The sequence below is a fragment of the Bacillus sp. FSL W8-0102 genome (assembly GCF_038007225.1).
Classification (GTDB): Bacteria; Bacillota; Bacilli; order Bacillales; family DSM-4216; genus Bacillus_O; species Bacillus_O smithii.
The window spans coordinates 1,786,367-1,813,152 of the sequence record NZ_JBBOWT010000001.1 but is presented as its reverse complement, the minus strand read 5'-3'; the positions used below and the strand labels follow the sequence as shown (position 1 = coordinate 1,813,152).

At 38.3% G+C, this 26,786-nt stretch carries 30 protein-coding genes, 2 pseudogenes and 1 riboswitch; of the genes and pseudogenes, 11 read left to right on the top strand and 21 right to left on the bottom strand.

Features of this window, described 5'->3' with window-relative positions; all coding sequences use genetic code 11:
- Positions 1 to 79: 79 nt before the first annotated feature.
- From N1I87_RS08695 to N1I87_RS08680, 4 genes are all read right to left on the bottom strand, one after another.
- Complete coding sequence (locus tag N1I87_RS08695; RefSeq protein WP_341101370.1) at positions 80 to 2,110, bottom strand: hypothetical protein; 2,031 nt, start codon at positions 2,108 to 2,110, stop codon at positions 80 to 82.
- The gene (locus N1I87_RS08690) at positions 2,107 to 2,418 is read right to left on the bottom strand and encodes a DEAD/DEAH box helicase (protein ID WP_341101369.1); all 312 of its coding nucleotides are present in this window, start codon (positions 2,416 to 2,418) and stop codon (positions 2,107 to 2,109) included. Before N1I87_RS08690 ends, N1I87_RS08695 begins: the two co-directional genes overlap by 4 nt.
- Positions 2,372 to 2,644: a hypothetical protein gene (locus tag N1I87_RS08685; protein WP_341101367.1), complete on the bottom strand. Its 273-nt coding sequence runs from the start codon at positions 2,642 to 2,644 to the stop codon at positions 2,372 to 2,374. Before N1I87_RS08685 ends, N1I87_RS08690 begins: the two co-directional genes overlap by 47 nt.
- Before the next feature lie 314 nt (positions 2,645 to 2,958).
- Positions 2,959 to 4,152, bottom strand: coding sequence for a transposase (locus N1I87_RS08680; protein WP_341103326.1), 1,194 nt, complete (start codon positions 4,150 to 4,152; stop codon positions 2,959 to 2,961).
- A gap of 172 nt (positions 4,153 to 4,324) precedes the next feature.
- On the opposite strand from N1I87_RS08680, the gene N1I87_RS08675 reads away from it, so the two are divergent.
- Positions 4,325 to 4,636 (top strand): CotD family spore coat protein, encoded by a 312-nt coding sequence (locus N1I87_RS08675; protein ID WP_003352974.1) that lies wholly within the window; start codon positions 4,325 to 4,327, stop codon positions 4,634 to 4,636.
- Between the two features lie 128 nt (positions 4,637 to 4,764).
- Here N1I87_RS08675 and N1I87_RS08670 read toward each other — a convergent pair whose 3' ends face one another.
- Positions 4,765 to 5,871: an Ada metal-binding domain-containing protein gene (locus N1I87_RS08670; RefSeq protein WP_341101366.1), complete on the bottom strand. Its 1,107-nt coding sequence runs from the start codon at positions 5,869 to 5,871 to the stop codon at positions 4,765 to 4,767.
- A 143-nt stretch (positions 5,872 to 6,014) separates the two neighbouring features.
- On the opposite strand from N1I87_RS08670, the gene N1I87_RS08665 reads away from it, so the two are divergent.
- Both N1I87_RS08665 and N1I87_RS08660 read left to right on the top strand, forming a co-directional pair.
- Positions 6,015 to 6,647: a bifunctional transcriptional activator/DNA repair enzyme AdaA gene (locus N1I87_RS08665; protein WP_341101365.1), complete on the top strand. Its 633-nt coding sequence runs from the start codon at positions 6,015 to 6,017 to the stop codon at positions 6,645 to 6,647.
- Between the two features lie 6 nt (positions 6,648 to 6,653).
- A complete protein-coding gene (locus N1I87_RS08660; RefSeq protein ID WP_341101363.1) occupies positions 6,654 to 7,202 on the top strand; it encodes a methylated-DNA--[protein]-cysteine S-methyltransferase in 549 nt (182 codons plus the stop codon).
- Between the two features lie 231 nt (positions 7,203 to 7,433).
- On the opposite strand, the gene N1I87_RS08655 is transcribed toward N1I87_RS08660, so the two are convergent.
- Positions 7,434 to 7,607, bottom strand: a complete 174-nt coding sequence (locus N1I87_RS08655; protein WP_048623391.1) for a hypothetical protein — start codon at positions 7,605 to 7,607, stop codon at positions 7,434 to 7,436.
- A gap of 283 nt (positions 7,608 to 7,890) precedes the next feature.
- Here N1I87_RS08655 and N1I87_RS08650 point away from each other — a divergent pair.
- A pseudogene (locus N1I87_RS08650) lies at positions 7,891 to 8,411 on the top strand (GNAT family N-acetyltransferase).
- A gap of 254 nt (positions 8,412 to 8,665) precedes the next feature.
- On the opposite strand, the gene N1I87_RS08645 reads toward N1I87_RS08650, so the two are convergent.
- The 4 genes from N1I87_RS08645 to N1I87_RS08630 all read right to left on the bottom strand — a co-directional run bounded on the left by N1I87_RS08645 (position 8,666) and on the right by N1I87_RS08630 (position 11,962).
- Positions 8,666 to 9,847 (bottom strand): IS701 family transposase, encoded by a 1,182-nt coding sequence (locus N1I87_RS08645; protein WP_003353085.1) that lies wholly within the window; start codon positions 9,845 to 9,847, stop codon positions 8,666 to 8,668.
- Positions 9,848 to 10,630: 783 nt separating this feature from the next.
- Entirely contained in the window at positions 10,631 to 10,819 is a 189-nt protein-coding gene (locus N1I87_RS08640) for a hypothetical protein (protein ID WP_341101362.1), read from the bottom strand.
- Positions 10,820 to 10,971: 152 nt separating this feature from the next.
- Positions 10,972 to 11,475 carry a DUF5946 family protein gene (locus N1I87_RS08635; protein WP_341103324.1) on the bottom strand — a complete coding sequence of 168 codons (504 nt, stop codon included), beginning with the start codon at positions 11,473 to 11,475 and terminating at the stop codon, positions 10,972 to 10,974.
- A gap of 46 nt (positions 11,476 to 11,521) precedes the next feature.
- On the bottom strand, positions 11,522 to 11,962 hold the full coding sequence (locus N1I87_RS08630) for a hypothetical protein (protein WP_327804863.1): 441 nt from the start codon (positions 11,960 to 11,962) through the stop codon (positions 11,522 to 11,524).
- 491 nt (positions 11,963 to 12,453) lie between these two features.
- Between N1I87_RS08630 and N1I87_RS08625 the strand changes: the two genes are divergently transcribed.
- Positions 12,454 to 13,320 carry a ComEC/Rec2 family competence protein gene (locus N1I87_RS08625; RefSeq protein WP_341101360.1) on the top strand — a complete coding sequence of 289 codons (867 nt, stop codon included), beginning with the start codon at positions 12,454 to 12,456 and terminating at the stop codon, positions 13,318 to 13,320.
- Between the two features lie 153 nt (positions 13,321 to 13,473).
- A complete protein-coding gene (locus tag N1I87_RS08620; RefSeq protein ID WP_341101358.1) occupies positions 13,474 to 13,689 on the top strand; it encodes a DUF3006 domain-containing protein in 216 nt (71 codons plus the stop codon).
- Between the two features lie 97 nt (positions 13,690 to 13,786).
- Here the strand turns inward: N1I87_RS08620 and N1I87_RS08615 are convergent, their stop codons facing one another.
- A complete protein-coding gene (locus N1I87_RS08615) occupies positions 13,787 to 14,140 on the bottom strand; it encodes a hypothetical protein (protein WP_341101357.1) in 354 nt (117 codons plus the stop codon).
- Positions 14,141 to 14,196: 56 nt separating this feature from the next.
- Between N1I87_RS08615 and N1I87_RS08610 the strand changes: the two genes are divergently transcribed.
- The 4 genes from N1I87_RS08610 to N1I87_RS08595 all read left to right on the top strand — a co-directional run bounded on the left by N1I87_RS08610 (position 14,197) and on the right by N1I87_RS08595 (position 17,657).
- The gene (locus tag N1I87_RS08610) at positions 14,197 to 14,433 is read left to right on the top strand and encodes a hypothetical protein (RefSeq protein ID WP_341101356.1); all 237 of its coding nucleotides are present in this window, start codon (positions 14,197 to 14,199) and stop codon (positions 14,431 to 14,433) included.
- Positions 14,434 to 14,597: 164 nt separating this feature from the next.
- Positions 14,598 to 14,660, top strand: a riboswitch (Fluoride riboswitch).
- Between the two features lie 62 nt (positions 14,661 to 14,722).
- The gene (crcB, locus tag N1I87_RS08605) at positions 14,723 to 15,115 is read left to right on the top strand and encodes a fluoride efflux transporter CrcB (RefSeq protein ID WP_341094330.1); all 393 of its coding nucleotides are present in this window, start codon (positions 14,723 to 14,725) and stop codon (positions 15,113 to 15,115) included.
- Positions 15,115 to 15,480 carry a fluoride efflux transporter CrcB gene (crcB, locus tag N1I87_RS08600; protein WP_341101354.1) on the top strand — a complete coding sequence of 122 codons (366 nt, stop codon included), beginning with the start codon at positions 15,115 to 15,117 and terminating at the stop codon, positions 15,478 to 15,480. The genes crcB (N1I87_RS08605) and crcB (N1I87_RS08600) overlap by 1 nt, the downstream gene beginning before the upstream one ends.
- 1,298 nt (positions 15,481 to 16,778) lie before the next feature.
- Positions 16,779 to 17,657 (top strand): IS982 family transposase, encoded by an 879-nt coding sequence (locus tag N1I87_RS08595; RefSeq protein WP_011230510.1) that lies wholly within the window; start codon positions 16,779 to 16,781, stop codon positions 17,655 to 17,657.
- 20 nt (positions 17,658 to 17,677) lie between these two features.
- On the opposite strand, the gene N1I87_RS08590 is transcribed toward N1I87_RS08595, so the two are convergent.
- The 4 genes from N1I87_RS08590 to N1I87_RS08575 form a co-directional block, all read right to left on the bottom strand.
- Positions 17,678 to 17,884, bottom strand: a complete 207-nt coding sequence (locus N1I87_RS08590) for a hypothetical protein (RefSeq protein WP_341103322.1) — start codon at positions 17,882 to 17,884, stop codon at positions 17,678 to 17,680.
- 2 nt (positions 17,885 to 17,886) lie between these two features.
- Positions 17,887 to 18,090 carry a helix-turn-helix transcriptional regulator gene (locus tag N1I87_RS08585; protein ID WP_048623394.1) on the bottom strand — a complete coding sequence of 68 codons (204 nt, stop codon included), beginning with the start codon at positions 18,088 to 18,090 and terminating at the stop codon, positions 17,887 to 17,889.
- Between the two features lie 501 nt (positions 18,091 to 18,591).
- Positions 18,592 to 18,843: a hypothetical protein gene (locus tag N1I87_RS08580; protein WP_327825097.1), complete on the bottom strand. Its 252-nt coding sequence runs from the start codon at positions 18,841 to 18,843 to the stop codon at positions 18,592 to 18,594.
- A 304-nt stretch (positions 18,844 to 19,147) separates the two neighbouring features.
- Positions 19,148 to 19,915 (bottom strand): MerR family transcriptional regulator, encoded by a 768-nt coding sequence (locus N1I87_RS08575; RefSeq protein ID WP_341101353.1) that lies wholly within the window; start codon positions 19,913 to 19,915, stop codon positions 19,148 to 19,150.
- A 468-nt stretch (positions 19,916 to 20,383) separates the two neighbouring features.
- Between N1I87_RS08575 and N1I87_RS08570 the strand changes: the two genes are divergently transcribed.
- Positions 20,384 to 21,043, top strand: coding sequence for an MgtC/SapB family protein (locus tag N1I87_RS08570; protein ID WP_341101352.1), 660 nt, complete (start codon positions 20,384 to 20,386; stop codon positions 21,041 to 21,043).
- A gap of 16 nt (positions 21,044 to 21,059) precedes the next feature.
- Here N1I87_RS08570 and N1I87_RS08565 read toward each other — a convergent pair whose 3' ends face one another.
- From N1I87_RS08565 to N1I87_RS08540, 6 genes and pseudogenes are all read right to left on the bottom strand, one after another.
- Positions 21,060 to 21,335, bottom strand: a complete 276-nt coding sequence (locus N1I87_RS08565; RefSeq protein WP_341101350.1) for a hypothetical protein — start codon at positions 21,333 to 21,335, stop codon at positions 21,060 to 21,062.
- Between the two features lie 490 nt (positions 21,336 to 21,825).
- Entirely contained in the window at positions 21,826 to 23,067 is a 1,242-nt protein-coding gene (locus N1I87_RS08560; RefSeq protein WP_341101348.1) for an HAD-IIA family hydrolase, read from the bottom strand.
- 242 nt (positions 23,068 to 23,309) lie between these two features.
- Positions 23,310 to 24,425: pseudogene (locus N1I87_RS08555) on the bottom strand (RNA-guided endonuclease TnpB family protein); the annotation flags it as partial.
- Positions 24,426 to 24,442: 17 nt separating this feature from the next.
- Positions 24,443 to 24,805, bottom strand: coding sequence for an IS200/IS605 family transposase (tnpA, locus tag N1I87_RS08550; protein ID WP_445285686.1), 363 nt, complete (start codon positions 24,803 to 24,805; stop codon positions 24,443 to 24,445).
- A gap of 326 nt (positions 24,806 to 25,131) precedes the next feature.
- Positions 25,132 to 25,263 (bottom strand): hypothetical protein, encoded by a 132-nt coding sequence (locus tag N1I87_RS08545; RefSeq protein ID WP_341101346.1) that lies wholly within the window; start codon positions 25,261 to 25,263, stop codon positions 25,132 to 25,134.
- Positions 25,264 to 25,417: 154 nt separating this feature from the next.
- Positions 25,418 to 26,635, bottom strand: a complete 1,218-nt coding sequence (locus N1I87_RS08540) for an IS110 family transposase (RefSeq protein ID WP_341103321.1) — start codon at positions 26,633 to 26,635, stop codon at positions 25,418 to 25,420.
- Between the last annotated feature and the right edge of the window lie 151 nt (positions 26,636 to 26,786).

Here is a 26,786-nt window from a genome sequence, read left to right as displayed (position 1 = left end):
TTGATGAAGAATCGTCAACGTCGTTTTCCCTTATCGTATCAACGGTTTGCGACCATTGTAAAGATGTTTTGTCACGGATTCAGGTAAATCCTTTATCTGGATGATAATAGTTTTTCATACCAAATAGTTCATACATATTATTTTTCCATGCAATTTGTGCGATTTTATCAACCGTTCCAATTATTATTGTCGGAACATGTTCGTATATTGCTTCATCAACGGTATAGACTGGCAAACCTTCATTACCATAAAATTCACATTGCGGATTATGACAGGAGATCTTTTGACTATCCTTAGTGATTTCATAATCATCAGGTGTTAGTTCGGTTCCACACCAAGGACAATGTAATAATTGCATCGGATTCCCTTTTTGAATTTCTTTCCCTTCGCGTATTTCTGCTATTTTTTCACATGCATCTTCATATGTATTCGGTGATGAATCACTCCCGATCCACAGTCCTATACTAAATGGGATTTCTCCATAACTAAACGGTTCTTCTGCACGAATATATTCTGCAGCACAAACTAAAGCTGCTGCACGCTGGAATTGTTGCGTTGTTAAAAGACGTAACGTATAGCGCATAAATACCGTAACACCAGCATATTCATCTACATTTAAAATGTCTTTTGCTGATAAGCGACGGTAAGCCATCGTAAAAGCAGCAACTCCAAGGTAGGCTTCAGTTTTTCCACCACCGGTTGGGAACCAAATCAAATCCACTAAATCTCGGTCAGGATGGCGTGGATTCGTTATTCCTGGAATACTCATAAGTAAGAAAATAATTTGGAATAAACGCCATTTACCATCATAATTTGGCTTTATGCGGTTTCCTGATGAACGATATTCTAAAGCAACCTTTGTCTGGGCTCGTTGTAACATCATACAACGGTTAGCAAATTGAAATGCTTTCTTTTCAATACTATCGTCCGATTGGGAAATGATTTCGATACCTTCTTCAACCCTGGAAATGATTTTCTCTACTTTTGTTATGTTTTTTTCCGCTTCTTTTTTAAGAGGAGACTCTAAATCTTGAATAGCTTCTTTTTGCTCTTTTAGCCATTTTCGGTATTCAATTGGAATTATAGATAATGTCTCATTTAATTGCTCTGCAGTTTGTTTACTTAACTCCAACATTGAAAACGAATGTCCTTCAATAGTTCGATGCTCAACATTTGGGAGTTCATAAAAAGGAAGCCATGTAGATTCAATCGTAACTTGCCCTGAATCAATATTCCAATCCACCCCGACCCCATGACCAATCGCTAGTTCATAAAAGTCTCGATACAATAATTCATTTTGTACATTAAATCGGTCGGCTTTTGATGTGAAATAAGCTAAATGATATTTTGGAAAACGAACCTTAAGCTTTGTTTGAAACATAATTTCATCTTGTTTCGGAAAAGTATCTTCTCTTTCGTATGAATTATATAAAAATATGCTCACGTGATATAAACCATCTCGCTCCAAAACAGTATATTTTACGCGAGCAGGGTCTGAATCTGTTTTATTATTTTCGAGAATTTTCGTTTCATTTGCTTTTAATTCGATTTCCCACACTTCTTCATGTGGAGAGCGCGCATGATTTTTTCCCTCATACATTGCCCAATTAGCTTGTATATAGATGGGGCATAGTTCTTTAAGTTTGAAGCTAAAGCCCATTGTTGAAGCTCTGAATATATCTCGTTTTGATAAGTATTCATCTACCTTTTCATCTTCAGCAAGCTGATTCGTCTGTATATCAAATTCATCTTCAGGTACAACATCCGAAGAAGAACCAAATGGTACAAGTTTACCGGTTAAATATAAATTCATTGGACGTTTCTTTTCACCTAGAATTTCATCTTCTTCTAATGGGCCTACTAAAAATTTTTCTAAGTCATTTACAATTCTAGTTCTTGTTTTCCTATAATCTTCTAAATCAATTGTTTTTTTCATAATTAGCCTCACCTCATCATTGGCTAGTTGAAAAACACCTGGATAATCGGCTATAATTCTTTTCAATGTATTTACGGTCCAACGGGGACTTATCTTTTTACATTCATTGACTGACATCGTATAATTTGATTTGTTTTTTAAATAATTTAAAAGTTTTTCAGCACCTGGTTTCATACAATAACCTCATCTTCCTTAAAACTCTTTACTTGTTGAACTTCCCAATCTTTAATAAACCTTGCATATGCTAACGGTTTACCATGTCGTGTTATATTCTGGGAAAAATCTATGATTTTACATTGTTCTGTGCCACCAAATTTTGGCCCTCTTAATCCTCGCCCAACCATTTGTTCATACAATATTTGACTTGATGTCGGTCTGCAAATGATTAAGTGGTCAGTTTTCGGTGCATCAAACCCAGTAGTTAAAACGCCATAGTTAAATAAAAATTCGATTTCTCCTCGTAATATGAAAGTTTCTCTCACGATCTTCAGCTAAAACTTTTAAATACTCGCTATTAATATCATCTGTTTCATTATCAATATACTCATCAGGTACTTCAACAGTTTCTCCATCCTTACTCAATAGAAAGATTGGTTCAGCTAAATAACCTTCTTCACGAAAATAAAGTAGTGGATTTTTTTGATATTTTTCTATATTTGGGAGTGTAGGATGGATTAAGTAAGCATCAAATTCATCGACCAACTTCATCGTTTCATCATTACTTCTTCCTGGCGTTGCAGTTAAGCCACAAATTGGAAATAATTCATCGCCTACTAATTGTCTTGCACGATTAAATAAGAGCTTTTTGCGATGTACTGATTTTCTAGATTAGATTAAAAAAATTTACTCTAAAATTTTACCACATTTTCATTTTTAGGTATGATTTTCTATGCTTTTCCTGCCTTTAATGGTTTGTGTGTCTATTTTTTTACAAAAAAGGGCATACGAATCCTGTTGTCTTATCCACATTTTTTGCTTGTGGATATTTTTTTACTTTTACTTATTCACATGTGGATATTTTTTTATACAGCACAAACAAGACTCCTCATATTTTGTGCTTGTTTTTCTTTTATTCTGCCTAGCGCCATGGCTAACATCACACAAAGAGCTAATCCGCATCGTACGGTCATTTTCTTTATCCCTCGTATCGTGTGATTTTCAAAACCAAACACCTGATCAATGCGGCTATTTACTCGTTCAACTGCTGTTCTTTTGTTGTATTCTCTTTTCCATTTGTAGCTGGCACGGTCAATTGGCGTAAATATTCTCCGGTCTTCTGAAAGCGGGATTCGAATGCCATTTACCACCGGACACTTTTCCATCCCCTCATAATTCATGCCATATTGTTTGGCGGGACAAAGTTTCCTTATGGTATTTCGATCTTTATCAAATCCACCACATGCCATTTCTCGTTTGATTCCTGTTGATGGACAATGACAAAATACATTCCCTTTATAATTATAGGTTACATTTTGTTTGTTATTTAACAAACGGGTACTTTCTCCATCTTTCCACATGTTCCGAATATCAATAACCGGTTTAATGGCATGCTGATCCCAACAGTTGATGATTAGCTTCGAATCATCATATCCTCGATCTCTCGTTAGTATTTCAGCTTTTTTCAGTATTTCAGGTTGGCGTTCTTCCATTTTTTCGAGTAGATGATGTGCTTCGTTTATATCCGGCACATTTGCTTTTGTTACCGAGAACATAATCGGTAACTCATAGCTGGCATCAACGATGAGATGAAGTTTATACCCAAACCATTTTACAATTTTCTCCCATCGTGTACCATCTTCCCTTGTTCCGCGATATACTTTTTTTCCATAATCTGCATCTAGGTCCCGACGACCATCCTCTTTTTCGTTTTTATTTTTCTTTGCTGCATAGGATTTAATGGCCTTACTATCTATAGCCAAGCGTTTCCCAAAATCCGGTACTATCTTTTTGAGCTCTCTGACTAAATCGTCAAACATCTCTTCTACCTCTGCTTGGTGCATCAACACTTTATGTAAAAATCGGCTGAATGCCCAAGGCGTAGGCACTTTTCCATTAAATCCGCAAAGGGAACGCAATTGCCCATTTCTGGCTAATTCTCTTAGGAGTTTTGCATCACTATCATGTTGGAATACAATCCCAGCCAATAAGGCATTCCACATGGCTCGAATCGGATAATCATCACGACCCTTCCCACATTCTTTTTCAAGCACCCTCATGAGCTGTTCATCCGGCATGTACTCTATGACAAGACGAAGCCGTTCTAAATCTCCTAATTCTTCAATTTCTTCCCACGCAAAAAGACTCATAAATGGTTAAACAACTAGTACAACCAAACACCCTCTTTCATATACTGCTACTGTCAAACAAATCAAAAATGGAGGTATTAAAATGCACGCACACAAAAAATGGGGCCACCACCCTTCTTTTGGATGTCCCCCGGTATTCTGTCCGCCACAAGTGTATCCAACTATGTACGATCTACCATTAGTCTCGCCGCCACAGCAATACGTAAAAACCAATTTAACCAATACTGTAGTACCACATATTCACCCATCTCATACCACTAATGTTAACAAGCATATGATTACTCATGAGCATTATTTCCCACACACTGAATCTGTAGTAAATGAATGCTGCGAACAACATGTGATGTGTGGAGTACCGCATGATCCTTGTTGTCCGAGACCATTTGGCTTTTAACTTTCAAAGCCCCACATACGGGGCTTTACTTTTTCCTTAACAGGCTCCATATGGATATCAATTAAATCTTATCTAACGGAATCAGTCTGATTAATCCGAAACTGTTCAACATGGGTATTCATCAAAACTTAATAAAGCAATCTCCATAAATAAAAAGTGGCATAAGCTTCCCAATTTTTCCATCTTGAAAATAACTTTAAGATTTCTGCTTTAGAAGGTTTATTCTCGAAACCAAGAAGATGTTTCATAGCATTGTGCAGACCGACATCATCAATGGGTAAAGCAGTAGGCATCCTCAGACAAAACATTAAAGTATAGTTTGCCGTCCACGGTCCTATTCCCCGAATTTTGACTAAGGCCTTTTCCGCTTCCTTATAGTCTCCCGCGCCTATCAATCGCTCTTTTGTTAATTTTCCTTCCGCCATGAGTCGAGCGACTCCAATGAGATATTCACCTTTTCTGGCAGACATTTGTAATTCGGTTAAATCGCTGATTTTCAATTCCGCGACGACTTGAGGGGATGGAAAGATCCAATATGGTTCACCATTCCAGTTTACGTGCCGACCAAAGGTTTCCACGAAACGCCTTTTTAAAGTACGCGCAAAACTTAGATTGATTTGCTGTCCGATAATCCCCCAACAGATAGCCTCAAATAAATCGGGAATTCCGATGAGACGAAGTCCATAAAATTGGCTGGTGACTTTTTGCAGTAACGGATCATTTTCCGCTAAACGGTAAAATGGGCGCAAATCAGTCTCCAAATCAAACCATTCTCTTACGAATCGTGCTACCGCTGCCCGGACCCATTTATGAGAAGGAATGGTGTGACCAACAAAACGTATGATAAGAGAATCATCATGGTCCGTACTAATTTCAATTAATACTGTTTCCTGCTCGATCGGAACCGCTTTGTAAATTCTATTGTCTTTGATACGATACATACTTTCGTTTGGAGCGATAGACAAATATTTCATGTTTTCGGCAAAGCTGAATTCTTTCGGCACCATCAACCTGATTTCATCCTTGTGATCTTCCCAGGAACCATGCGGAAGATGAGAACAACATGTTTTACAAGGACGATAACCGACTTGCTCTGCTTCTATTCTAGACGCAAATCGAATGATGTTTTCTGTCTTTTTATTCTCTTCGCACCAGGGGAAACAATAAATCTTCGTTGTTTTGTCGCCCACAAAATAAGCGACATCCCACTCATGATTAAACAAACTGTTTTTCATATAAATCCCCCACTCCTATATAACAATACAATCTTAGTTTTAATACAAAATGCTTCAAAGTCATTTTGAAATCTTGCTTTTCTATTCGTGGAGACATACTTGATATCTTCATCCAGTGTATACTGAAAATGGAGGGAATCCAAATGAAGAATCAAACACAAAAAGAATACGAGATGATACAATTCATCTCGCAAAACGATCATGAAAGAAATCCGGTTATGGAAAAGATGACGGACGAAATTTGGCAAGCAATTATAATGAATAATTCGTCCTACGACGATCAATTTTTGTACGGTGTAAAAACAACCGGCATTTTTTGCCGCCCTTCTTGCAAATCCCGGCCCCCTAAAAAGGAAAACGTCCGCATCTTTCAAAATGCCAAGCAAGCTTTATCGGAAAACTATCGTCCATGCAAACGATGCAAACCGACCGAACAACGACTGCCGGATGAAGATTGGGTGGCACAAATCACCCATTTTATAGACACGAATTTCAGTAAAACTTTAACGCTTGAAATATTGGCGAATTTTTGTCACGGCAGTCCTTACAATTTGCACCGTACTTTTAAAAGAATCAAAGGGTTAACATCAGCCGAATATATCCGGCAAACGAGAATATCTAAAGCTATTCAGTATTTGACTCATACCGATAAAAGCATGACAGAAATTTCCTTCGCAGTAGGCATTCCGAATGTATCCTACTTTATCACGTTGTTTAAGAAGGAAACAGGATATACCCCCCGCAGAATATCATCAATTACATCGTTGTGGAGCTGAAAGACAATGAATACAAATAATGATCTATTCGTTTATTGGACTTTGTTTGATAATAAACAATGGAAAATGCATATAGCAGCGACAACAAACGGACTTTGTTACATCGGCTCTCCAAATGGATCACTTGCCGATTTATCCCGTTGGCTGAAGAAGCGCTTACCGAACAGCGTATTGGTGCAAGATGATCAGAAATTGCAGCCGTATATTGACGAATTATCCCAGTATTTTGAAGGCCAGCGCCAAACTTTTACGGTACCCGTTGATTTATACGGCACCCCGTTTCAATTATCCGTGTGGAACGCATTGTGCGAAATTCCATACGGACAGACAAAATCTTACTCCGAAATGGCGGATTATCTTCAAAAACCGACTTCGATTCGTGCCGTTGGAACCGCTATCGGCGCCAATCCTGTATTAATAGTGGTGCCTTGTCATCGTGTGATCGGCAAAAATGGAACTCTTACAGGTTATCGAGGCGGTCTGGAGATGAAAAAACAATTGCTGGAGTTGGAAAATAAAAATGCTCTTATCGATGGAAAATCTTTGCATGTGTAATAGAATCTTGATCACATTGCCTCTTTCGGCTACAATTCAGTGCAACAATCGTTGGACAAGTAAGTCATCCTTTGTTCGGAAATTGATTAGACAAAGATTCGTAACATGAAATCATCAATATGTATGATCAAGAATCTTTCTTTCGCATTATGATGGACGATTCATAATATCGATTTGGAAGAGGAAACATACTTTATTTGCAATCACCTCTTCCTCCGACTTTATTAAAGTTTATTTCTTTATATCAAGAAAGCACTTTTCACAAAATATTTTCCCTTCGTTTTGTAAAAATGCTTTAATTTCAACCATCCCTCTTCTTTCAGGATAACGCATTTTTACATAAACCTCTTCATTGCCATGGATTTCTTTTCCACATTTTGAACATTTCGATATTACTTTAAACATCATAATTCCTCCTATTCTCTATCAGTCATTCATTCTAAATATTCGTTACTTTGACAATCGCTATAAGGAAGAGTATTACTATATCAACTATGATTCCGCAGACTATAAATAGATTTTCATCCATTTCTTACATTCACTGAAAACAAAAGATCCTTTTCCAACTAACGTTGCAGGTTTGTTTAAGTAAAACAGGAATGGTTAGGCAGTTTGTCGAATTAGTTCACAAAAACAATCACATAAGGTGTATTTTAACTTGAAGAAGATACATATATTTATTGGGGTGATGCCTTTGTTGATTAGTGAATTAAAAATTGAACAATTAATTTCTATTGAAGAACACATTAATGAACTTTCGAAACTTCTGATGCAGGTATTGATGATGGTGCATCGATAGGCTTTTTGCCACCACTGTCATTTTCGGATGACAAAATATATTGGAAAAATGTATTAAATCCAGAGGTGCTTCTATTTGTCGCTAAAATAAACCATCAGATCGCTGGAACTGTACAATTACATCTATGTACTAAGCAGAACGGTAGTGATAGAGCTGAGATCGCAAAATTAATGACACACCCTAAATATCGACGTAATGGTATTGGTCGTTTACTTATGAATAAAGCTGAAGAGAAAGCCAAAAAGGTAGGGAGGTCCTTATTAGTTCTCGAAACAAAAGAAGGAAACCCTTCCAACCTTCTTTATTCTTCAATTGGTTATATTCAGGCTGGCAAAATCCCTTATTACGCAAAATCTGCAAACGGAGAACTACACTCTACCGTTTTTTATTATAAAGTGATCTCTGATTGAAATAAGGAATTTCTAATGGGCAATCCATTATTACCGTCTATATCTTATATAAAAAGATAGAACAAAAGAGAACGACACTAAGCTGTCCTCTCTATTTCCTTCATCGAAGGCCAAAACATTAGATTACCAACTCTAAAAAATTTGAGTTTTCAACCAAAGGTTATTTTTTACACTATATTTTATATAAAAAACTGTAGATGAGCATTTTTATTAACAATGATTACCATACGAAAAAGAGACAAACGGGGTACCCCTTATGCCACGTGGAGCTGTTTTTTCACGGCATCAATGGGAATATTTTGTTTTGCTGCACGATAAATGAACTCCACGAGGCTATGTCCTTTTCTCTTGCGCAGGAGATCGAGCCCATCCGAAACATCACTGTTCGACTCGAACATGCTGTACACATACGCAAGTTGCACCAAGATCCAATACCGTTTCACCGCCCGACGCCCGCGAACGCGGTATCCATCGAGTTTCAGCTGGTCTTTCGCTTGACGGAAAAAACATTCGATCGACCAACGCTCGGCATAGTAGCACAAGATGTCTTCATCGCTTAGCTCGCGATCGGTGCTCAAGACGCAATGAAGATGTTTCGGTGTCATCGGCTGATCGGCTTTCCATGCGAGCAGCACCACGGCATCCTTGAGACCGTTCAGAGCACCTTCGTAGCGATACACCCGATAACGCTCTTTTCCCACCGTGACGAGGCGGGTATCCCGTGGCTCCATAGATTTGGCAAATTCCTTTGCTTGAATGGCCGTCCCTTTTGGATAGAGAATCCGATTCGTCTTGAGCATCGCGATGACGTGGAACCCTTTTTTCAAGCAGGCTCCCACGAGGGTTTTCGATGGATACCAAGAGTCCATGAGCACATAAACGGGTCGACTCACATCCAACGAAGAAAGCATCTCGATCGCGAGTTCCCCTTTGCTTTTCCCCGCCGTCTTGTCGTAGAGGCGAAAGGCAAAAGGAAACGCTTGGGTCATCGTATGAACCATGAGCCAAACGAGAGAATGTCCCCAGATCGACTTTTTCTCTGCGTGAGAATAGTGCCAATCACACCCTTGAATGGCGTGTGTTGCCCGTGACGAGGGCTTCGTTTTTTGGCAAATCGTATCATCGATCGAAACAAAAATGGGTTGATTCTCTCGTTTCGAGCTGCGTTCGACACGATGAAGCACCCACTGCTGGAGTTTGCGAAGCAACGTCTCTTCTTCCCATGGGCTTTTCGTGAAAAAATGGCTGAGTGTCGTGCGATGGTTCGGATGAAAACTCCCGTGATGTAGATCGGTCAGTGTTCCCGAAAAGCCCTTTGTAATCATCGCATCCACGATATGAACGAGATGCTTCATGACAGGTTTTGAGAAATAAAGTGCCAACCCCAACATCGTCAAAAACTTGTGGATTCCTAGGTGATGTGCTAATCTATTCATGAGACATGAACCCCCTTGTGAGTAGTTGTGGCACATCTATTCTAACCAAGGAATCGGGTTCATGTCTTCTTTTTTGTTTGGTTGTAAATTTATGTTAGCGAATTTGCTCATCTACAGTTATATAAAAAAGGAAAAGTTAAGATGCAGGATTTTTTAAAAGTATTTTTAATAAACTTGATATGTGACATTGATAACATGCTGATTTTAGGAAGTATTTTGCGAAAACATACTTATTTAAACATAACCTTTTCTGCAGTCATAGTTCTTACATTCACGCGAAGTCTTTACATAGTGTTAATTGATGCACTTTCAAATTTTCCAATGTTCCAGTTAGCCACTGGAGTCATTTTGCTTTTTATAGCATTTAGAATTACAACAAAGTCCATATGGGAAAAGGAGCTGCGTAGACATTCAACCCCATCTATTTATTTAAAGGTAAAAGTTTTGTCGCTTCTTGTGATCACGGATTTTTTAATTTATTTAGATAGTTCCATTGTCATTTCCAGAATTTCGCAACATATAGGGCCAGTCATAGTAGGAATTTTTTGCATCCTTTTCATTTCCCTTCCTTTTTTGACATTTATTATAAAACTGGCAAGAACGAAAACATTTTTTTGGTTCAATATTGTTGCTGCAAGTTTTATTGCCCAAAATGCCATTATTACCATAGGCCGTGATCCGTGTTTAGTCAATTGGATTGATTACATCGATAAAATGTTTCCAAAAGTAAATATTATAAACATAGCTGCTAATGTGACAGTCATACTGATTGTAGTGATAGGGTCATTTTCTTATATCAGGCATCATCGTATTACCATAAATAAGTAATGCAAGATTTTTGTATTCAAACCACTTATTTGCTTTTTCAAAAAACGTACAAAAAATCCTTTTTGCGTCTCTTAATTTGGAACTGTTTGTTCCATCATCATTCTTCTTTGTTCCAAGTTTTGTTTGAATGATTCCACCACCCATTTATTTCTTTCTTCAAGTCGCTTAATCATATATTGGTTTTTGCTTTGAGATCGGTTCCAGCAACTGTTTATTAAATAGTTTCTACTCCTCCAGTACTTTCTTAATCCCCTTTATAAAAGTTAAAGATTAAGAAAAGATATTTTTATCATCCATTATCTTAACAAAGTTTTTGATATATTCTTTACCCAGTCGTGTTGATGTTCCCAGCAATGCCACACATCATACATCCATTCTCTAAGCATAGCGTCTCGATTTTTCCCTGGTTTCTCTTTTAAAACGTCTTGAACCGTAATTGAATATGAATGGTCTGGGAGTGGTAATGACGGCCAGTTATATGGACATTGATTAAGCAGCATATGCACACGCTGGACTTGTTTTCCGGTAAATCCGAGTTCAATCGCATAATATAAGCCAATTAATGAAAATGCAACGGTGATATTTTTCATACCAGCTCCCGCATGCTGTGCGCTGTATGTATCAATAGCGTGCTGATGCACAAAATAGAGGTCTTGTTGACTCATCGTATATAAGCTCAGTTCGTTGTATTTTTGGTAACATTCTCCGGTGGCATTGTAGCGATGAGGCCTTTCTATTTGCTGATCAGGCAGCCTTAACCCGCAGCCGGTGCATTCCATCACCTTTTCTCTCTTTTTCATCTCTTTCACCTATTCATTCCTGAAATCTTTAAAACCTTCATTCATTTCAATCATTATTGATCACAGACGGCGGAAAATCATCATCCATTACCTGTTTTACCGGAAAATGAATCTCAACTGTCTCCGGTTCTAGCTCTTCTCCACGTAAAGTGACTCTCGCCTCATGATCATTTTTCCAAATGACTGAAACATTTGTAGAGTCAAGAGTTTTTCCATCGTTGAAAACAGAATGGTCTTCGTACTGTTTTCCAAAGTGGATTCTCACCAAAGACGGGCCAAAGTATAAAGCTTCCCCTTTCTGAACAATTTCAATTTTATTGATTTTACTGGGGGAATAGCTGGTTTCAAGAGCCTTTTCTTTATAGAATAGGTTGTAGGCAAAATCGCCGATCATAAAAACGGGAATACTCATCAGGATCAAAAACCATATTAAACACCCAGCTAATGCCCTTTTCTTCATACGTTTAATCTCTTGTTCTATATCCATAAGAAAACAGTCCTTGCAAAATTCAAAGTATCTGATACAAGACTATCATAAGAAACAAAAAAGATAAAAATTTTTAAATTTTCAGGTTTATTATCTGTACCTTCCCCATTTGTTTCTTGCAGGAAATGAAAAACTTTTATGCCTTTCCTTAAACATGCCTTATAGAATGCATCTCCTAATCGATGTATGATACGATTTTCCAAAATATGTGCAATGGTTCCGTTCTGCAAACACTACACCTTAACGTATCGTATATGCCTGTAATAACGCGAGTGAACTTTTTTACACCAAAGGCAACTTGAATCTTTGATTTGGATTTGTGCTTACCTCTTACGAACAAAAAGAACATTACGATCATCCCGGAATAAGCAGCCGATAAAACATTTTCTTCTTAATTTTTATATTCATCATAAAGCCCCTTCTTTTTTGCAAATTTCTCTGCTTTTTATCCCATAATAAAGTTACATCACCATCGAAAAAGGAGGATATGTGTGAAAATCCGTACATTTTTATTGTCTTTAATTTTTTTGTCCTCCATTGTTTTCCCGGCTTCCGGAAAAGCCGTAACATCGCCTCTGAATGTCCACTATATAGACGTCGGCCAGGGTGACAGTATTTATATTAAAACTCCTGCCGGGGCAGATGTTTTAATTGACGGCGGCAATAATGACAAAGGCGATGATGTCGTAGCATATCTCCAACAACAACATGTCGACGATATCGAGATTATGATCGCGACTCATCCGGACGTTGATCACATTGGAGGATTAGACACTGTCTTAAAATCATTTAAAGTAGAACAAGTATACGCTCCAAGAGTTTCTCATACGACTCAATCGTATTTAGATTTTTTGAACGCCGTAAAAAATGAAGGATTAACCATTCAAACCGCCCAAAATGGGACTGCTCTTGGTTTAAATGATGTTTCCGCCATATTCGTAGGCCCGGTTAAATCCTACAGCACAGACGATACAAACGACTGGAGCGCTGTTCTTAAACTAACATATGGAAAAAGATCTTTCCTGTTTACGGGGGACGTCGAAACAACAGCTGAATCTGATATGATCGCTTCTAAGCAAAATTTGAGAGCTGACGTGATCAAAATTGGACATCATGGGGCGAAAACATCTACAAGTGAAGCTTTCTTGAATGGAGTAAAGCCAACCTATGCCGTTATCAGCGTTGGAAAAGAAAATACGTATGGGCATCCAACCGCTGAAGTGATAAATCGCTTAAAAATCCACAAAATCAATATTTTTCGAACGGATCAGCAAGGTACGATTATAGCCAAAACGGATGGAACCCATTTATCTTTTAACGTTAGGCCGATAACAAGTAATAGCAACATTGCTCACTAAACACCATCTCCCCCATCGTGTCATTTAATAGCTAGTGTGAATATTTATTAACAGAACAGGCATGGTCGTACAACATCACAATTTACTGGTCATTTAGAGAAGAGAAGCACGTCTTACACTCCCAGACCCAATAAAGAGGATGTGACCATAAAAGTGGAGTATATTATCGATCATTTTGAAGGCGGTTTAGCAGTTTGCGAAACTAAAGATGGAAAAAGGGTAACTATAGAAAAAAGCAAGCTCCCCAAGAATTGTAAAGCTGGTGATGTGATGAAATTAGAAAATGGCCGTTTTCGTCTGGACAAAAAAGAAACGGAAAAACGAAGAAAAGAAATAGAAAATTTAATGAACGGACTGTTTAAGGATTAAAAGGCCAAAAGCCCCTCTCAGCAGGGGCTTTTAAACGCATAAAACTCGCTAAAGTGAGTGTTACGATATTGCTCAGAATAAAAGTAATGAAAATATTTTATGGAACAACCACGATTCTTTTTCCTTTAAAATCTGTACGTTTCCACACACTTTCGATCTCGTTAAGAGGGACTTTTTCAATATCCATCCTCAGCTTTCCTTCTTTTATCCACTCCCACACCTGATTAGTACCTTCACTGATTGACTCGGGAGTGATGCCTGCTGCCGCTCCGTAAATCTCAAGTCCCGAGGTTCGCAAGGCATCCGCGGGAAGTGGAATAGTCGATCCCGCTTTTTCTCCGATCTGTACTAATCGCACCCTTCGCGACACCGGAACGAGTTCATGAGGAATCAACGTTTTAATCAGTATTTCTGTTGGACGTCCCCACAAAAAATCATCGAGATAGGTCACTCATGCTGATATCATTTTTCGCAAAATTCCATTATTTCCGAAAGGATTTGAATAGTATGTTTTCAAAAAACAAAATGGTCATTGAATTGGATGAAAGATATTTTAATCAGGAGGAATTAAGCAACGCTGTCGTCCAACATCTAATTAGCAAAGGAAACAGCTGTGAAAAAATCGATCATTACACCATTATTTTAAATAACAAAAAGTACACACTGACTGAAAAGACTATCAGTATGGGTGTGTTCAATATAGGTGTGCCACTTCAACGGGTGATATTAAAGGAAACGAAATAACAAATTCACTTTATTATGATTATTTTTTGTGCCTATTGTCGCTATTTGCGGGAAAGTCCATTTAAAAAACAGTATGAGCCCTTCTCAATGGTATATCTGGATAAATGATAAGAATTTTATATAAGACATTGAATGAAAAAGTCATTAAGTATATAATAATTTTCAGCTGAATAGGCGATGGAGTTCGCCATATAACCGTCCATGCGACTAATGACTCCTACCAGTTATGCACATTTACTGGTAGGAGTCTATTTTTTATGACAACAATAAAGTTGAGGAGGCTGATAGGATGAACTTATTGGCAATTGGAATAGGAGGATTCGTTGGTGCAATACTCCGTTATTCAGTAGGAAAATGGATTCCTGCAACCAATGGGTTTCCGGTCGGTACTTTGCTGATTAATCTTGCAGGATGCTTATTCCTTGCTTGGTTTTTCACCATAACGGCGAAACGATGGATGATAAACCCGCAATTAAAGCTGGCCATAGGAACTGGTTTCACGGGGGCATTCACCACATTTTCAACTTTCTCTGTTGAAACGCTCAATCTCATAGTACATCAACAATTTTTAATCGCTCTTATTTACCTTCTTTTGAGTGTTGGTGGCGGCATTGGATTCGCGATCATTGGGGCTAAATTGGCTACCTTCAATATTCAGCAATCGAAAGGAGGAGCAGAATAATGTTTTGGGTAGGTATCGGAGGAATAATTGGAGCCATTTCGCGGTATCTTCTAGGGAAATGGATTACCGGCAAAACATCTTCTGTCTTTCCATTTGGCACTTGGTTCATCAACCTAACGGGCTCATTCATGCTTGGCATTCTTGCAGTTCTACACTCAAATAAAATCATACCTGAATGGTCATGGCTTTTAATTGGCACTGGTTTTATTGGTGCCTACACAACCTTTTCAACGTTCGGATATGAAACGATCCAAATGTTGCAGAAAAAAGATGCGAGGAACGCAATCATTTATGTTTCGACGTCAGTGCTATTAGGGGTTCTTTTCGCTTGGATCGGAGGATTGATGGCAGCCGCACTTTCCTAGCGTTGGAGTATCAATAAAATACATCATGAATGTTTCGCTATTGAGTTTGACAAAAATTGGTACCGGATAAAGCTTGGCAAAATGCCAAGCTTTGTTGTTTTAAACTCGTAATTTCTCAAAGGATTTAGCAAAACCGATGTCATGTTCGATGTTAAACCTCAAAAGCGAATCGAGTGTAAAAGGATGCTCGAGACTGGTTATTTCATGTTAAAAGATTTTCATTATTTTCATCGGCCATTGTTTATTCACGCGGTTCCGGATCTTTTCTAAACAACCTAGTTTAGAATGAATGCGAATAAAAGTAATTGGAATAAATTTTAAAAATAAAAACAGACTAAATGTAAAGATTCCAAAATGAGTGAAGGATGTGATTGGTTTTGCGACTAGCAAATAAATCTGGAAGTCTTACTTATTTAGGATATACTGCAATTATTTTAACAACGGTCTACACTGTAATCATTACAATATTAGGGTTAAATACAATGCAAAAGGTTAAATATATTTATAAATCAATGAAGATCAGAAATAAAGGATAACTTTTTACTAAAGGGTGTAGTTTATTTTGCTTTGGGCAACCCTATTTTCAGCCACTTTAAGAGAATTTTATCAGCATGATTCTACGTTTGGTTTTATATGAAGGGAATATGTAATTTTTATGAAAGTTCGAAGACCCGTAAATACGTTTCACCGAAGGTTGAAGTCATCCTAAATACTTTAACCATGTAAATGTCACATCCATAAGATACTTCTTTTAGTAACCAGGGCAGACAAGCATTAAGATTACCGCTGATATTTGTTTTCATAACCTTTTAAATATGTGAACAGAAAAATGTACTCAAATGGCTTATTTAAAATCAATCGGACACTTATCTGGCTGTTATGAAAAACGGTTTAAAATATCAAATGTCCGATAGTTCCCCTTTCAAATCCTTACATTTCAAGGGATTAGAAGGATGAACTTGTGTTCTGAACATATCTGAAGCATTTTAAATATATCAAAGTAAATTGGAAACATTGATCTCGCATTTATAACTTGTGCCCTGATGAATATAGGACTCAGGCTACTTAAGTGTACTTTTTTGTCTTCTTGACAGAAGTCACTTCAATGCTGGCAGGTTTTTTTCTATTTAGGCAATGTTTCAATTATCTTAAAAAAATTGATCTTTTCCATTTAGAAGACTATTTCTATTATTTATACCCGTGGTGCTAGATAAACTTGAGCAAGCATAAAAATAGCCCTTGCTGGCGAATCTCCTGTAGAATGAAAGTGCGACCTACCATTCGAAAGGAGAATCCCCATGCAAGAGCACTTTCATTTTACTACAGATCGGGCCAAGATTCAAAAGCAATATGCCGCCATTTTCGTTTTTGTTTCTGCTCAACTTTCATGCATTCAGGTGCATCTTCATCGTCGAAATCGCCATTTGGTCAAGCAAGAGGACGCTGTCATCATCGCCATTCATCTTTTAGGAAAGCTGCTCGGTTTTACTTCTGAACGGGCGTGGCATCGTTTTGTCACGGGAAATTTGTTCACAAACGGCTCGTTTCTTGAACGCTCCCGATACAACCGCCGTTGCCGGGCGCTTGGTTTCGCCATCAAATGGATCCGTCATGAGCTGGCAAAACGCGGTCAACATCATGCCTATGCCGTCGTTGACAGCTTGCCGCTCCCGTTGTGCCATACGGCAAGAATGCATCGCGTCAAACGGTTTCAAGAGATCGCCGACATCGGGTATTGCGCTTCCAAAAAGCAATGGTACTACGGGTTGAAGCTGCACCTTCAAGTGACCGATCAAGGGCTGCCAATGGGGTATGTGGTGACGGAAGCATCTTGCCACGATCGAATCGCAGCCGAAAGCGTGATGACTCAAATTCCTCATCCCTATAACTTTGGGGACAAAGGATTCATTAGCCGTGACTTGCAAAAAAGGCTGTACGAAGAATACCAAATGGCGCTTTGGACTCCGTCTCGAAAAAACCAGAAACATCGTGCGTCTGAGACATGGGAGCAGTGGATCCAACAAAAACGCAAAGTGATCGAGACGGTGTTCTCGGTTCTGGTTGACCACTATCGCATCACGGGGATCCGAGCCAATTCGATTATCGGATTTGAAGTGGCACTAGACGGTATATTGTTAGCTTATTCCCTGGTTACACTTGGGCTAGTTGAGCGCTAAAGCTCAACTAGCACCACGGGTTATTTATTCATTTTTCTATTCAAAATCACTCGGGACCAAAAATAAACAGCACAACCTATCAATAAAATAGTCATTTGCCATCCAGAGTCGCCATTGGTAAAAAAACTGTATAATGACCAAACCAACAGTGCAACGGTATAAAAAATAAACCCATATTTCGCAGACTGATCGCTCTGATATTTTTCCATTTCATCGGCTTTTCGCATTTTCATTTATTCTCCTCCTCGTAAAAAAATAATTTTTCAAGTTGTGTATTTAGATGTATGGATAACTTAAACGCTAATGATAATGAAGGGTCATATTTATTATTTTCGATGGCATTTATGGTTTGTCTTGTTACACCACATTTATTGGCAAGTTCTTCTTGTGAAAGGTTCATACTTTTTCGTACATTTCTAATGTTATTTTTCAATTCACCCACCTAAACTTCTTAAAATGTAAAAAATGTTTTACATTTATTATACGAAAAGAGAATGAATTGTCAAATTATTTTTACATTTCATCTGACAACATAGTTATGTAAGATCCCATAGTCCTTCATCTGTAGATTACAACGAACACTCATCCTATAGTTTCATTGTTAAATTCGATCTTTTACTCTTATCTCTTTTCGCCCAAAAAAATCCTTAAAATAAAGAGCTTTAATAAATGACTAAAATTTGCTGAAAAGAGTAAAATATTCTGATTTTCTTGTTGGAATCATAAAATTTATTTTTTCCGCAATCATACAAAGGATTCCATAAAGAAACCCCTCTCAAATGAGAAGGGCTTATCGTAATCATAAAAAATTGAGAAATACCACCATATCCATGATTTTTTAAACTTTCCTGCCCGTTTCCTGAACAAGCATAATTGTTGTTGAGTTTTCTCACCCTTTAGTTAAAGAAAACTTTTTTCCGTATACAAGTTCAAGTTATTGTTTATTCTGTTTAAGTGCCTCAAGTGACAAAACTATAGTTGATAATACTATAGTTCCTGCAAAGATGACTAGCTGTAGCTTTTCAGGTATATCTGGTAATTTGATATAAGACAAAATTAGTTTTAAAAGGGTGAATGTTATAAGTGCGAAAATAAAGTCCTTAAAAAAAGTAGTAAGTTTTCTACTCTTAAACCAGTCAATCAATCCAATGAAAATACTTACAATAACTATTTCAAACCAAGTCATAAGTTTTCTCCTTTAAATTTGTAAACCAAAGACTAATTTACTAAAAACAGCATTGAAACTTTAATCCAATTTATCGGTTTTTAAAATCATACAAACAGAATTTCATTTTCCACTACTCGGCCTGTAAGTTTAATTGAAAAACTAGGACTTAGAGCATTTCGTATATAGCCTTATATTATACAGACATTTAGAGCATGAAAACCAGCTTTATTTGCCCTACGAGCCGCCTTGGTCTAAAATTCGATATTTTTCCCATTTCATCGGCTTTTCGCAATTTCATTTATTCTTCTCCAATCTGCGTTACTTAAAGTTTATTTACTAAACGACTTTTAGATGCGTACTCTTCCGCTGCAATGCAAAGATAATAAGAAAGACCAGTCTGTTGGGATTCAAGCATGTTTCTGTGGAAATCATCGTTTAAAAAGAATCGTGCTTGTGCCGCAAAATCCGATGCTTTCGTTACATGTCCATGATGATTTAAGAAATGAATATGTTGGCTTATTAGAAGCTGTACTTTTTTGTCATCAAACTTTAATCCATTCTTCAGTGCATCAGCCATACCATCAATAAAACGCTTTGCTTCCAAAGCGGATTCATTCATCGATTGAACATCAATTGGATTGTTTTCAAGTAAATCATAGTTATATTTCTCTTTTAAGTATTGATTTTGCTCGGTCAATGCTTCAGCCCACTCTTCTTCACTATTAAATCCTTTGAACATCTCTTTTTTATCCATACTTTCTCCTTTCATAGTGCAACGAATCGATTCATCAATTGTCTCAACCAATTGCTCCATTCTTTGTATACGAGAAAGAAGGAGCTTTTTTTGATCCGACAAGATCGATAATCGATCTGGTTCACCATCTAATATTTTTTTAATTTCTTTGAGGGGGAAATCTAATTCACGATAAAATAAGATTTGTTGTAAACGTTCTAGCTCTTTTTTTCCATAAAGGCGATAGCCAGCTTCACTTACCTTACACGGTAATAGCAGCCCTATTTTGTGATAGTGATGTAGGGTTTTTACACTTACTTTCGCGAATTCTGAAATTTCTTTTACCGTGTATAACATTTTCAACCACCTCGTATGTGATTCTAAGGGCTTACCTAAGGTAAGAGTCAACAGGCAATCAATATATTTTCTAAATTAATGGTTCAAACCTCTATCATGAGTATTTGCCATGGATTCTCAAGCTCTCAATTGTTTTGCAAAAAATGCCCTGCCAAATTGGACCGAGCGATATACTGAAATATTTAAAAGCATTTATATTATGCCGCCGTTACACTAAATGATTATCTCGAGCCATATGGTATCACTTTCTTATTACTTCTTAATTTTATTTGTAAGAAAATTCACTATCCCTCCCCTCCCTTATTCTGAGTTCATTTAGGAATGGATCAAGGTAGTGAATATTTCCAACACTTCCTTTATACATCTGTAGTCTAAAAAATTTTCGCATCCAAAATTTATGGTGAAATATAAATAATTAGTAAATCTTGTATTTTCTATAATTTGAAAGTTGAGGAGAAAGGAGACGTTATGATTTTTGACTTTATTATCAGGTTAGCTCTGGCTGGTGTTTTGGGAGCGATTATTGGATTAGAGCGGGAATTGCGTTCAAAAGAGGCTGGATTACGAACACATTTTTTAGTGGCCGTCGGAAGCGCGCTCATTATGATTATTTCAAAGTATGGTTTTCAAGATGTAATCTTAAATAAAGATATAGCACTGGATCCTAGTCGGATTGCCGCTCAAGTAGTAATCGGAATTGGTTTCTTAGGTGCGGGAACGATTATTATTCAAAAGCAGTATGTCCGTGGATTGACTACGGCAGCCGGAATATGGGCAACTTCCGGCATTGGTTTAACAATTGGAGCAGGAATGTATACTGTGGGTCTCTTTGCATCGGTGTTAGTTCTAATCGGTCTAGAAATATTAAGCAGAGTATTTAAAATCAGTCCACAGAAAACATTGCGAATGGAGATCGAGGCAGAATTAAAAAGCTCGTTAGCAGAGGTACTAAATGCAGTTAGATCGAATATGGAAATCACAACCTATTTATTTACCGAACATGAAGATAGTGAACCAACCACTTATCATTATAAAATAACAGGAAAATTAAAAAAGGAAGGAGATGAATTGCTCCTGTATACCCGCTTGAACGAGTTGCCGCATATCAAATCAATAAAAATTGAATAAATGAATGGGTTTTGTTTTAAATCCTGGTGAGTCCTCCTTGACTAAATTCACGAGTCCATTCGGCAAGGTTTTGACCCAGCATCATACCTAGAGGGTTGATGTCCTTAACTTCTTTTGTTTTACAAAACGAGTACATTTTGAAACGCTCTGCCTTGAAATGGCTGAAAAATTTTTCCAAACTGGCATTATCCAAACCGTTTCCTATTCTGGCATACTGGCCATATTCATTATATTTTTTAGGTTTTATGGACAGGATGTATTCTGGAACGAATAGGATAAGCCACAATTTCATGATTATAAAGATCTTTAATAAGCTTTTGCCTATAAAAAATCAAATAGGTCATATCTGAACCCCATTCTACAGCTTTTTAAAACTTTACATCCTATGTTTTTCGTTTTTCCTTATAAAAAATCCCCTTATATAGTAGACAGATGAATGAGCTTGCATTTCTGACTACTATAAAGGGAGCCGATACAGGTGCCTACACTTTTTTTCTAAACGCTCTTCTTTCTGCATATATTGCGCAATCAGAACAAACTTTAATACTTTTTCCTTTTTTGTCATAATACTTATACAATGGTTTCGTTTTTCGCTTACATATAAAGCATCTCTTTTCGAGTAAACCAAACATGAATATACTCTCCTCACTGATACTTTGAAAAAAGCTCCTCAAAAGATGCTGTTCATCATTTTTGCTACATTAAAAACTTCTTAATAACATTCCGGTTTATCCTCTTCTGCACCATACAACACTATCTAACCCACTATTTTTTAGAAGATATTAGCGGATATATGAAAAACTTTCTTTTTCTAATGCATCTTTAAGCCATCTTGGATGCATGTGTAAGAGATCTTCCGGCAAATGATTTAGTTCAAAGTAATTTACATCCAATGTTTCTTCGCTTTCTCTATTTAAAGTTCCTCCTACAACTTCACACTCAAAACAAGTTGTAATAAAATGACTCACTTTCCCGTTTGGATATTCAAAAACTTGAGAAACAGGATCAGAATAAACACCGATTAATCGATTTACTTTCACTTTTAAACCGGTTTCTTCATAAATTTCTCTTATGATAGCTTCCTCCACGGTTTCTCCCGGTTCAACATGTCCCGATGGAATCCCCCATAAGCCGTTATCTGCACGTTTCATTAGAAGTACTCGCCGTTTATGATCAAATATAATGCCCGCTACGCCCGCTTCAATTTTCTCAGGCCAAGAAAAGGAAGGAGAAATCCATTTTTTTATGTCTATATTATGGTCAAATAAACTTTTTAAATTGGGTATCGTTGCATCCGGATTACGAAAATCTCTTGCTGACGGAAATTTTTTCATTTTTTGATCTGATACCAAAATGGCTTGTATCCCTGCCTGATGTGCGCCCAAAACATCAGTATATGGATTATCTCCTATCATTACTGCTCTGGAGGACGAAGCAAAATCTTCAAGCGCTTTTTTAAACATGTAAGGGTTTGGTTTTCCTACAATGAAAGGCTTTTTATTTGTTGAAACCCGAATGGCTTCTACTATTGCACCAACGGCAGGTAAAGGGCCTTCCGGGGTTGGAAACGTTCTATCTGCATTGGTCGCAACAAATTTTGTTCCTCTTTGAATTAATTTCGCCGCTTTCTGGATATCGCGAAAAGATACATCAATATCCCATCCAACAACAACGGCTTCTACGTCGTTTTGATCTTGTATATGAATACCAACTTGTTGACATTCCCATTTTAAATGTTCATCACCTAAAACAAGTGCCGTTTTTATTTTTTCATTCTTTAAATATTGTGCAGTCAACCAAGATGACGTAATGACTTCTTCGCTTCTTGCTTCCACGCCCAAACTCATTAACCGTCGTGCTGTTTTTTCACGTGTTGTACATGGATCATTGGTTAAAAATCGAATCCCTTTCTTTTCTTTCCGAAGACGCTTAAGGGATTCTGCTGCTTCGGGTAGTGGTTCAGATCCTATATAGATTACTCCATCTAAATCAAATAAAAATACGTCAAATTTATCAGCTATCATAATATTCACTCCTCGGTTTGATCGAACCACCCAATATCAAGTCCATTAAAGCGAAATGACCATACAAAAAATAATTTATCACTTTATAGAGCGATAAATAACAAAGGGAGGATAATCCCACTCATTTTTCCATTGGGTGAACTACCCGCCACCTACTCTTCGCTTAGAGGTGGGGGCTTCTAAGGTAATCGCACCTAACGGTACGAAATTTACTTAGCTATCGAGCCTGTTCCATGCTCTATTTATGATGATGCTAATGCCAACAGTCGCAATCCTTCACGCTTGATATTGATAGAAGCATTCCAATCTCTATCTGCTACAAAACCACAATCACAATGGAATATGCGCTCAGAAAGAGATAGAGACTCCTTTACTTGACCGCAACATGAACAAGTTTTGGATGATGGAAACCACTTATCTATTTTGATAAGCTTTTTCCCTTGCTCCTCTAACTTGTATTGGAGAAATTTCGTGAACATGCCCCATGCATGATCAGCAACGCTTTTGCCGAAATTGAGTGCTTGGGACATTCCCTTCATGTTGAGGTCTTCGATAACCACGCAATCATATAGTTTCGCTAATTTGTGCGATTCCTTATGTAGAAAGTCTTTTCGTTGGTTCGCAATTCTTTCATGTAGCTTCGCCACTTTTAGTCGTTGCTTGTGCCAACGATTAGAACCTTTCTTTCTGCGTGATAGAACGTGCTGTTCTTTCGCTAATTTTCCCAAGGCTTGGCGATAGAAACGAGGGTAATTGGCTGTCTTACCTTCTTCACTATCGACAAATAAACCGTTCATGGAAAAATCTAAGCCAACAACAGCTTGTACTTCTTTTTGTACAGGTTGATGTTCGTATTCAGTGAGAATAGAAACATAGTATTTTCCTGTTTTTGTTCGAGAAACCGTACAAGACTTGATGATATGATGTGACGGAATTTCTCGATGTTGTTTGATTTTTACAAGTTTCAGTTTCGGTAATTTGATATAACCATCCAAAAGCATAATGTTTCCGTTGACCACGTTGGTTGTGTAGGACTGTCTCGCCTTTCGGCTTTTGAACTTCGGAAATTCAGCACGACCAGAGAAGAAGTTTTGGTATGCCTTCTGCAAATTCAGTTGAGCGTTTGCCAACGCAAGGCTGTCTACTTCTTTGAGCCATGGAAATTCCTTTTTGTACTTTGCAGGAGTCGGGAATTTTTTTTGCTTTTTCAAGGCTTCTTTGTCGTCCTTGAATGGTTCATATGTTTCCATTCGTTCAGCCAACATTTTGTTGTAGACGAAACGAACGCAACCGAAGGTTTTTGTAAGAAGTTGCTCTTGTTCTTGTGTTGGGTACAGACGAAATTTATATGCTTTGTTTGCCGTATCGAATCACCTCACTTCCTCCCTTGATTTTCTATATACTGCTTTATCACTTCAATGGGCGCACCACCTGTTGTAAGTAAGCAAAAGCTTCTTGACCAAAAATACTCTTTCCAAAGTTTTCTTTTCACTTGTGGATAATGCTTTTTGATAAGTCGAGAACTTGCACTTTTATAGGCATTGATGAACTTTGATAGTTCACTATTCGGATGTGCTTTGAACAAAATATGCACATGGTCAAGATCATGATTCCATTCGACCAAGGAAATATTGTAATGTTCACCAAGTCGAATAAACATATCTTTTGCATAGTCAGATATGGGATCATCAATCACTTGTCTGCGATATTTTACGACCAGAACAAGATGATAATACAAAAGGAATACCGAATATTATTATCTAATTTCATTGATATAACAGCCTTTTATTTATATAACACTGATTATATCATAGCGCAAAAAAGAGACAACTTTAGGCTACGCCTAACCGAAATTCATCTCCCATTTTCACTGGTGCTTCCGCACTTTCACGTTTAGAAGTAGGAGACTTCTTTCGGAGGGAAGTTAAATGGACCTGCTAGAAACACTTTTTTCCTTTTACTCATTTCTTATCACTCCCTCTATAAATGTTGATATATCAACGGTTGTAGCCGTCTCAGGGGTGTCAAAAAAATATTTTTCGACAAAGTTTCTAACATTATTTCTTAAATATGTGTATATCTTACATTGACCGGGTACGCTTCGCGGCCACTACTGGTTAAATTTGGTTGTAGTAGGGGAAGCGTATGGGATGCACCGTGGATCTCTGCATCGCTGATGATGACGAACCCTCCCATGTCTCTCGGCATCCTTGTGCCTACATTCCTTCGTTCGGTCTAGTCATCAGGCAGAGGCCGGCTAAGCTCCTTTAGGGACTCAAGGTCGAATGGATGATATCGCGCCAGCTTCTCCGTGTCATCCTTGTTGTCTAGAGAATCGAGACTATAGGCATCAAGCAGCCGTTTCGAGGCCAAAGATGTCCTGCATCATTCGCTTCACGTCAAATGCCTGTCGTTTCGTACACACCGCATGCAGTACCTTCAGTAATTTTCCGCATAACACTACAATGGATTGCTTCTTCCGCAACGGATTATCAGGACGTGTCGTGTAATAGTCGTGCAGCTGCCGAAACGCTTCGTTGTGACGGATCATCGGCATCATCACCCGGAACAGAAGGGCGCGCAACCGCCTTCTTCCACGCTTCGAGATCCGTTTTTGCCCTTTGTGTTGGCCGGAGGAATGTTCCCGCAGCGTCAGGCCCGCTAATTTGATAAGCTGCCGCGGATCCTGATAATGGGAGAAACTCCCGATCTCTGATAACAGTTCCACGATGGTCGCATCGCCTAAGCCCGGAACCGTTTTGAGCCATTCGTATTCCACGGATGTTTGCACAAGTTCCGTCAGTTGCTGGGTCAGTGACTCGATTTCTTCTTCCAGTTGGCGGTACCGGCGGATAAGCGTGGCGATTTCGATACGGGCCATCTGTTGTCCTTCCGTTACGCCAATGGAGTGTTGGGCCAATTCCATCAACTTCTTCGCTTTCGGTTTTTGTGGCGATTGTAATCCCTCACTTTGCCGGTAAAGGGCCAGCACCTCTTCTAGTTCTTTTCCTGCCAGATCACTCGGAAATGGCGTATATTCCAGCACCGCGAGCGCCATTTTCCCAAATGACGGGAAGACTTGGGAAAACTCCGGAAAATATCGATCAAGCCAGCGAATCATTTGATTTCGAATCGCTCCCTGTTCTTCCACCAATTTGGAGCGAAATGTCGCTCCCACGCGCAGATCCGCCTCCATCCCTTTCAGAATACGCGGATAGCTGAATCGGCCGTCTTTCACTAACCGGGCAATGACGAGCGCGTCTTTCGCATCATGCTTGGTTGGAAGGTTATCGTCCAGCTCTTTGGATCGCTTCACGTGCATCGGGTTTGTCATGACGAGAGGGATGCCTTTCTCATCAAGAAAATAGGCGAGATTCAGCCAATAATGTCCCGTTGGCTCGATGCCAACGATCACCTCGGTTTTTCCAAATTCCTTCATGGCTTCCACGATGCACTGGTACAACCATTCCAATCCTTCTCTCGATTGCAGAACGGGAAACGGCTTTTTTAACACCCTCCCTCGCTCATCCACAAAGCAGGCATAATGTTTTTTCTTTGCAATATCCATCCCAACAACCAGCGTTTGATGTGTGAGTAAAATGTTTGTGGGAGAAATTCTTAGAATTCCCCGATGAGGGGGTTGGGAACGTAGGTTCGCAATCCCCCTCATCGGGGCCACCAAGCGAAGCGCGGTAGGATCCCAAGCAGGAAACATGAAA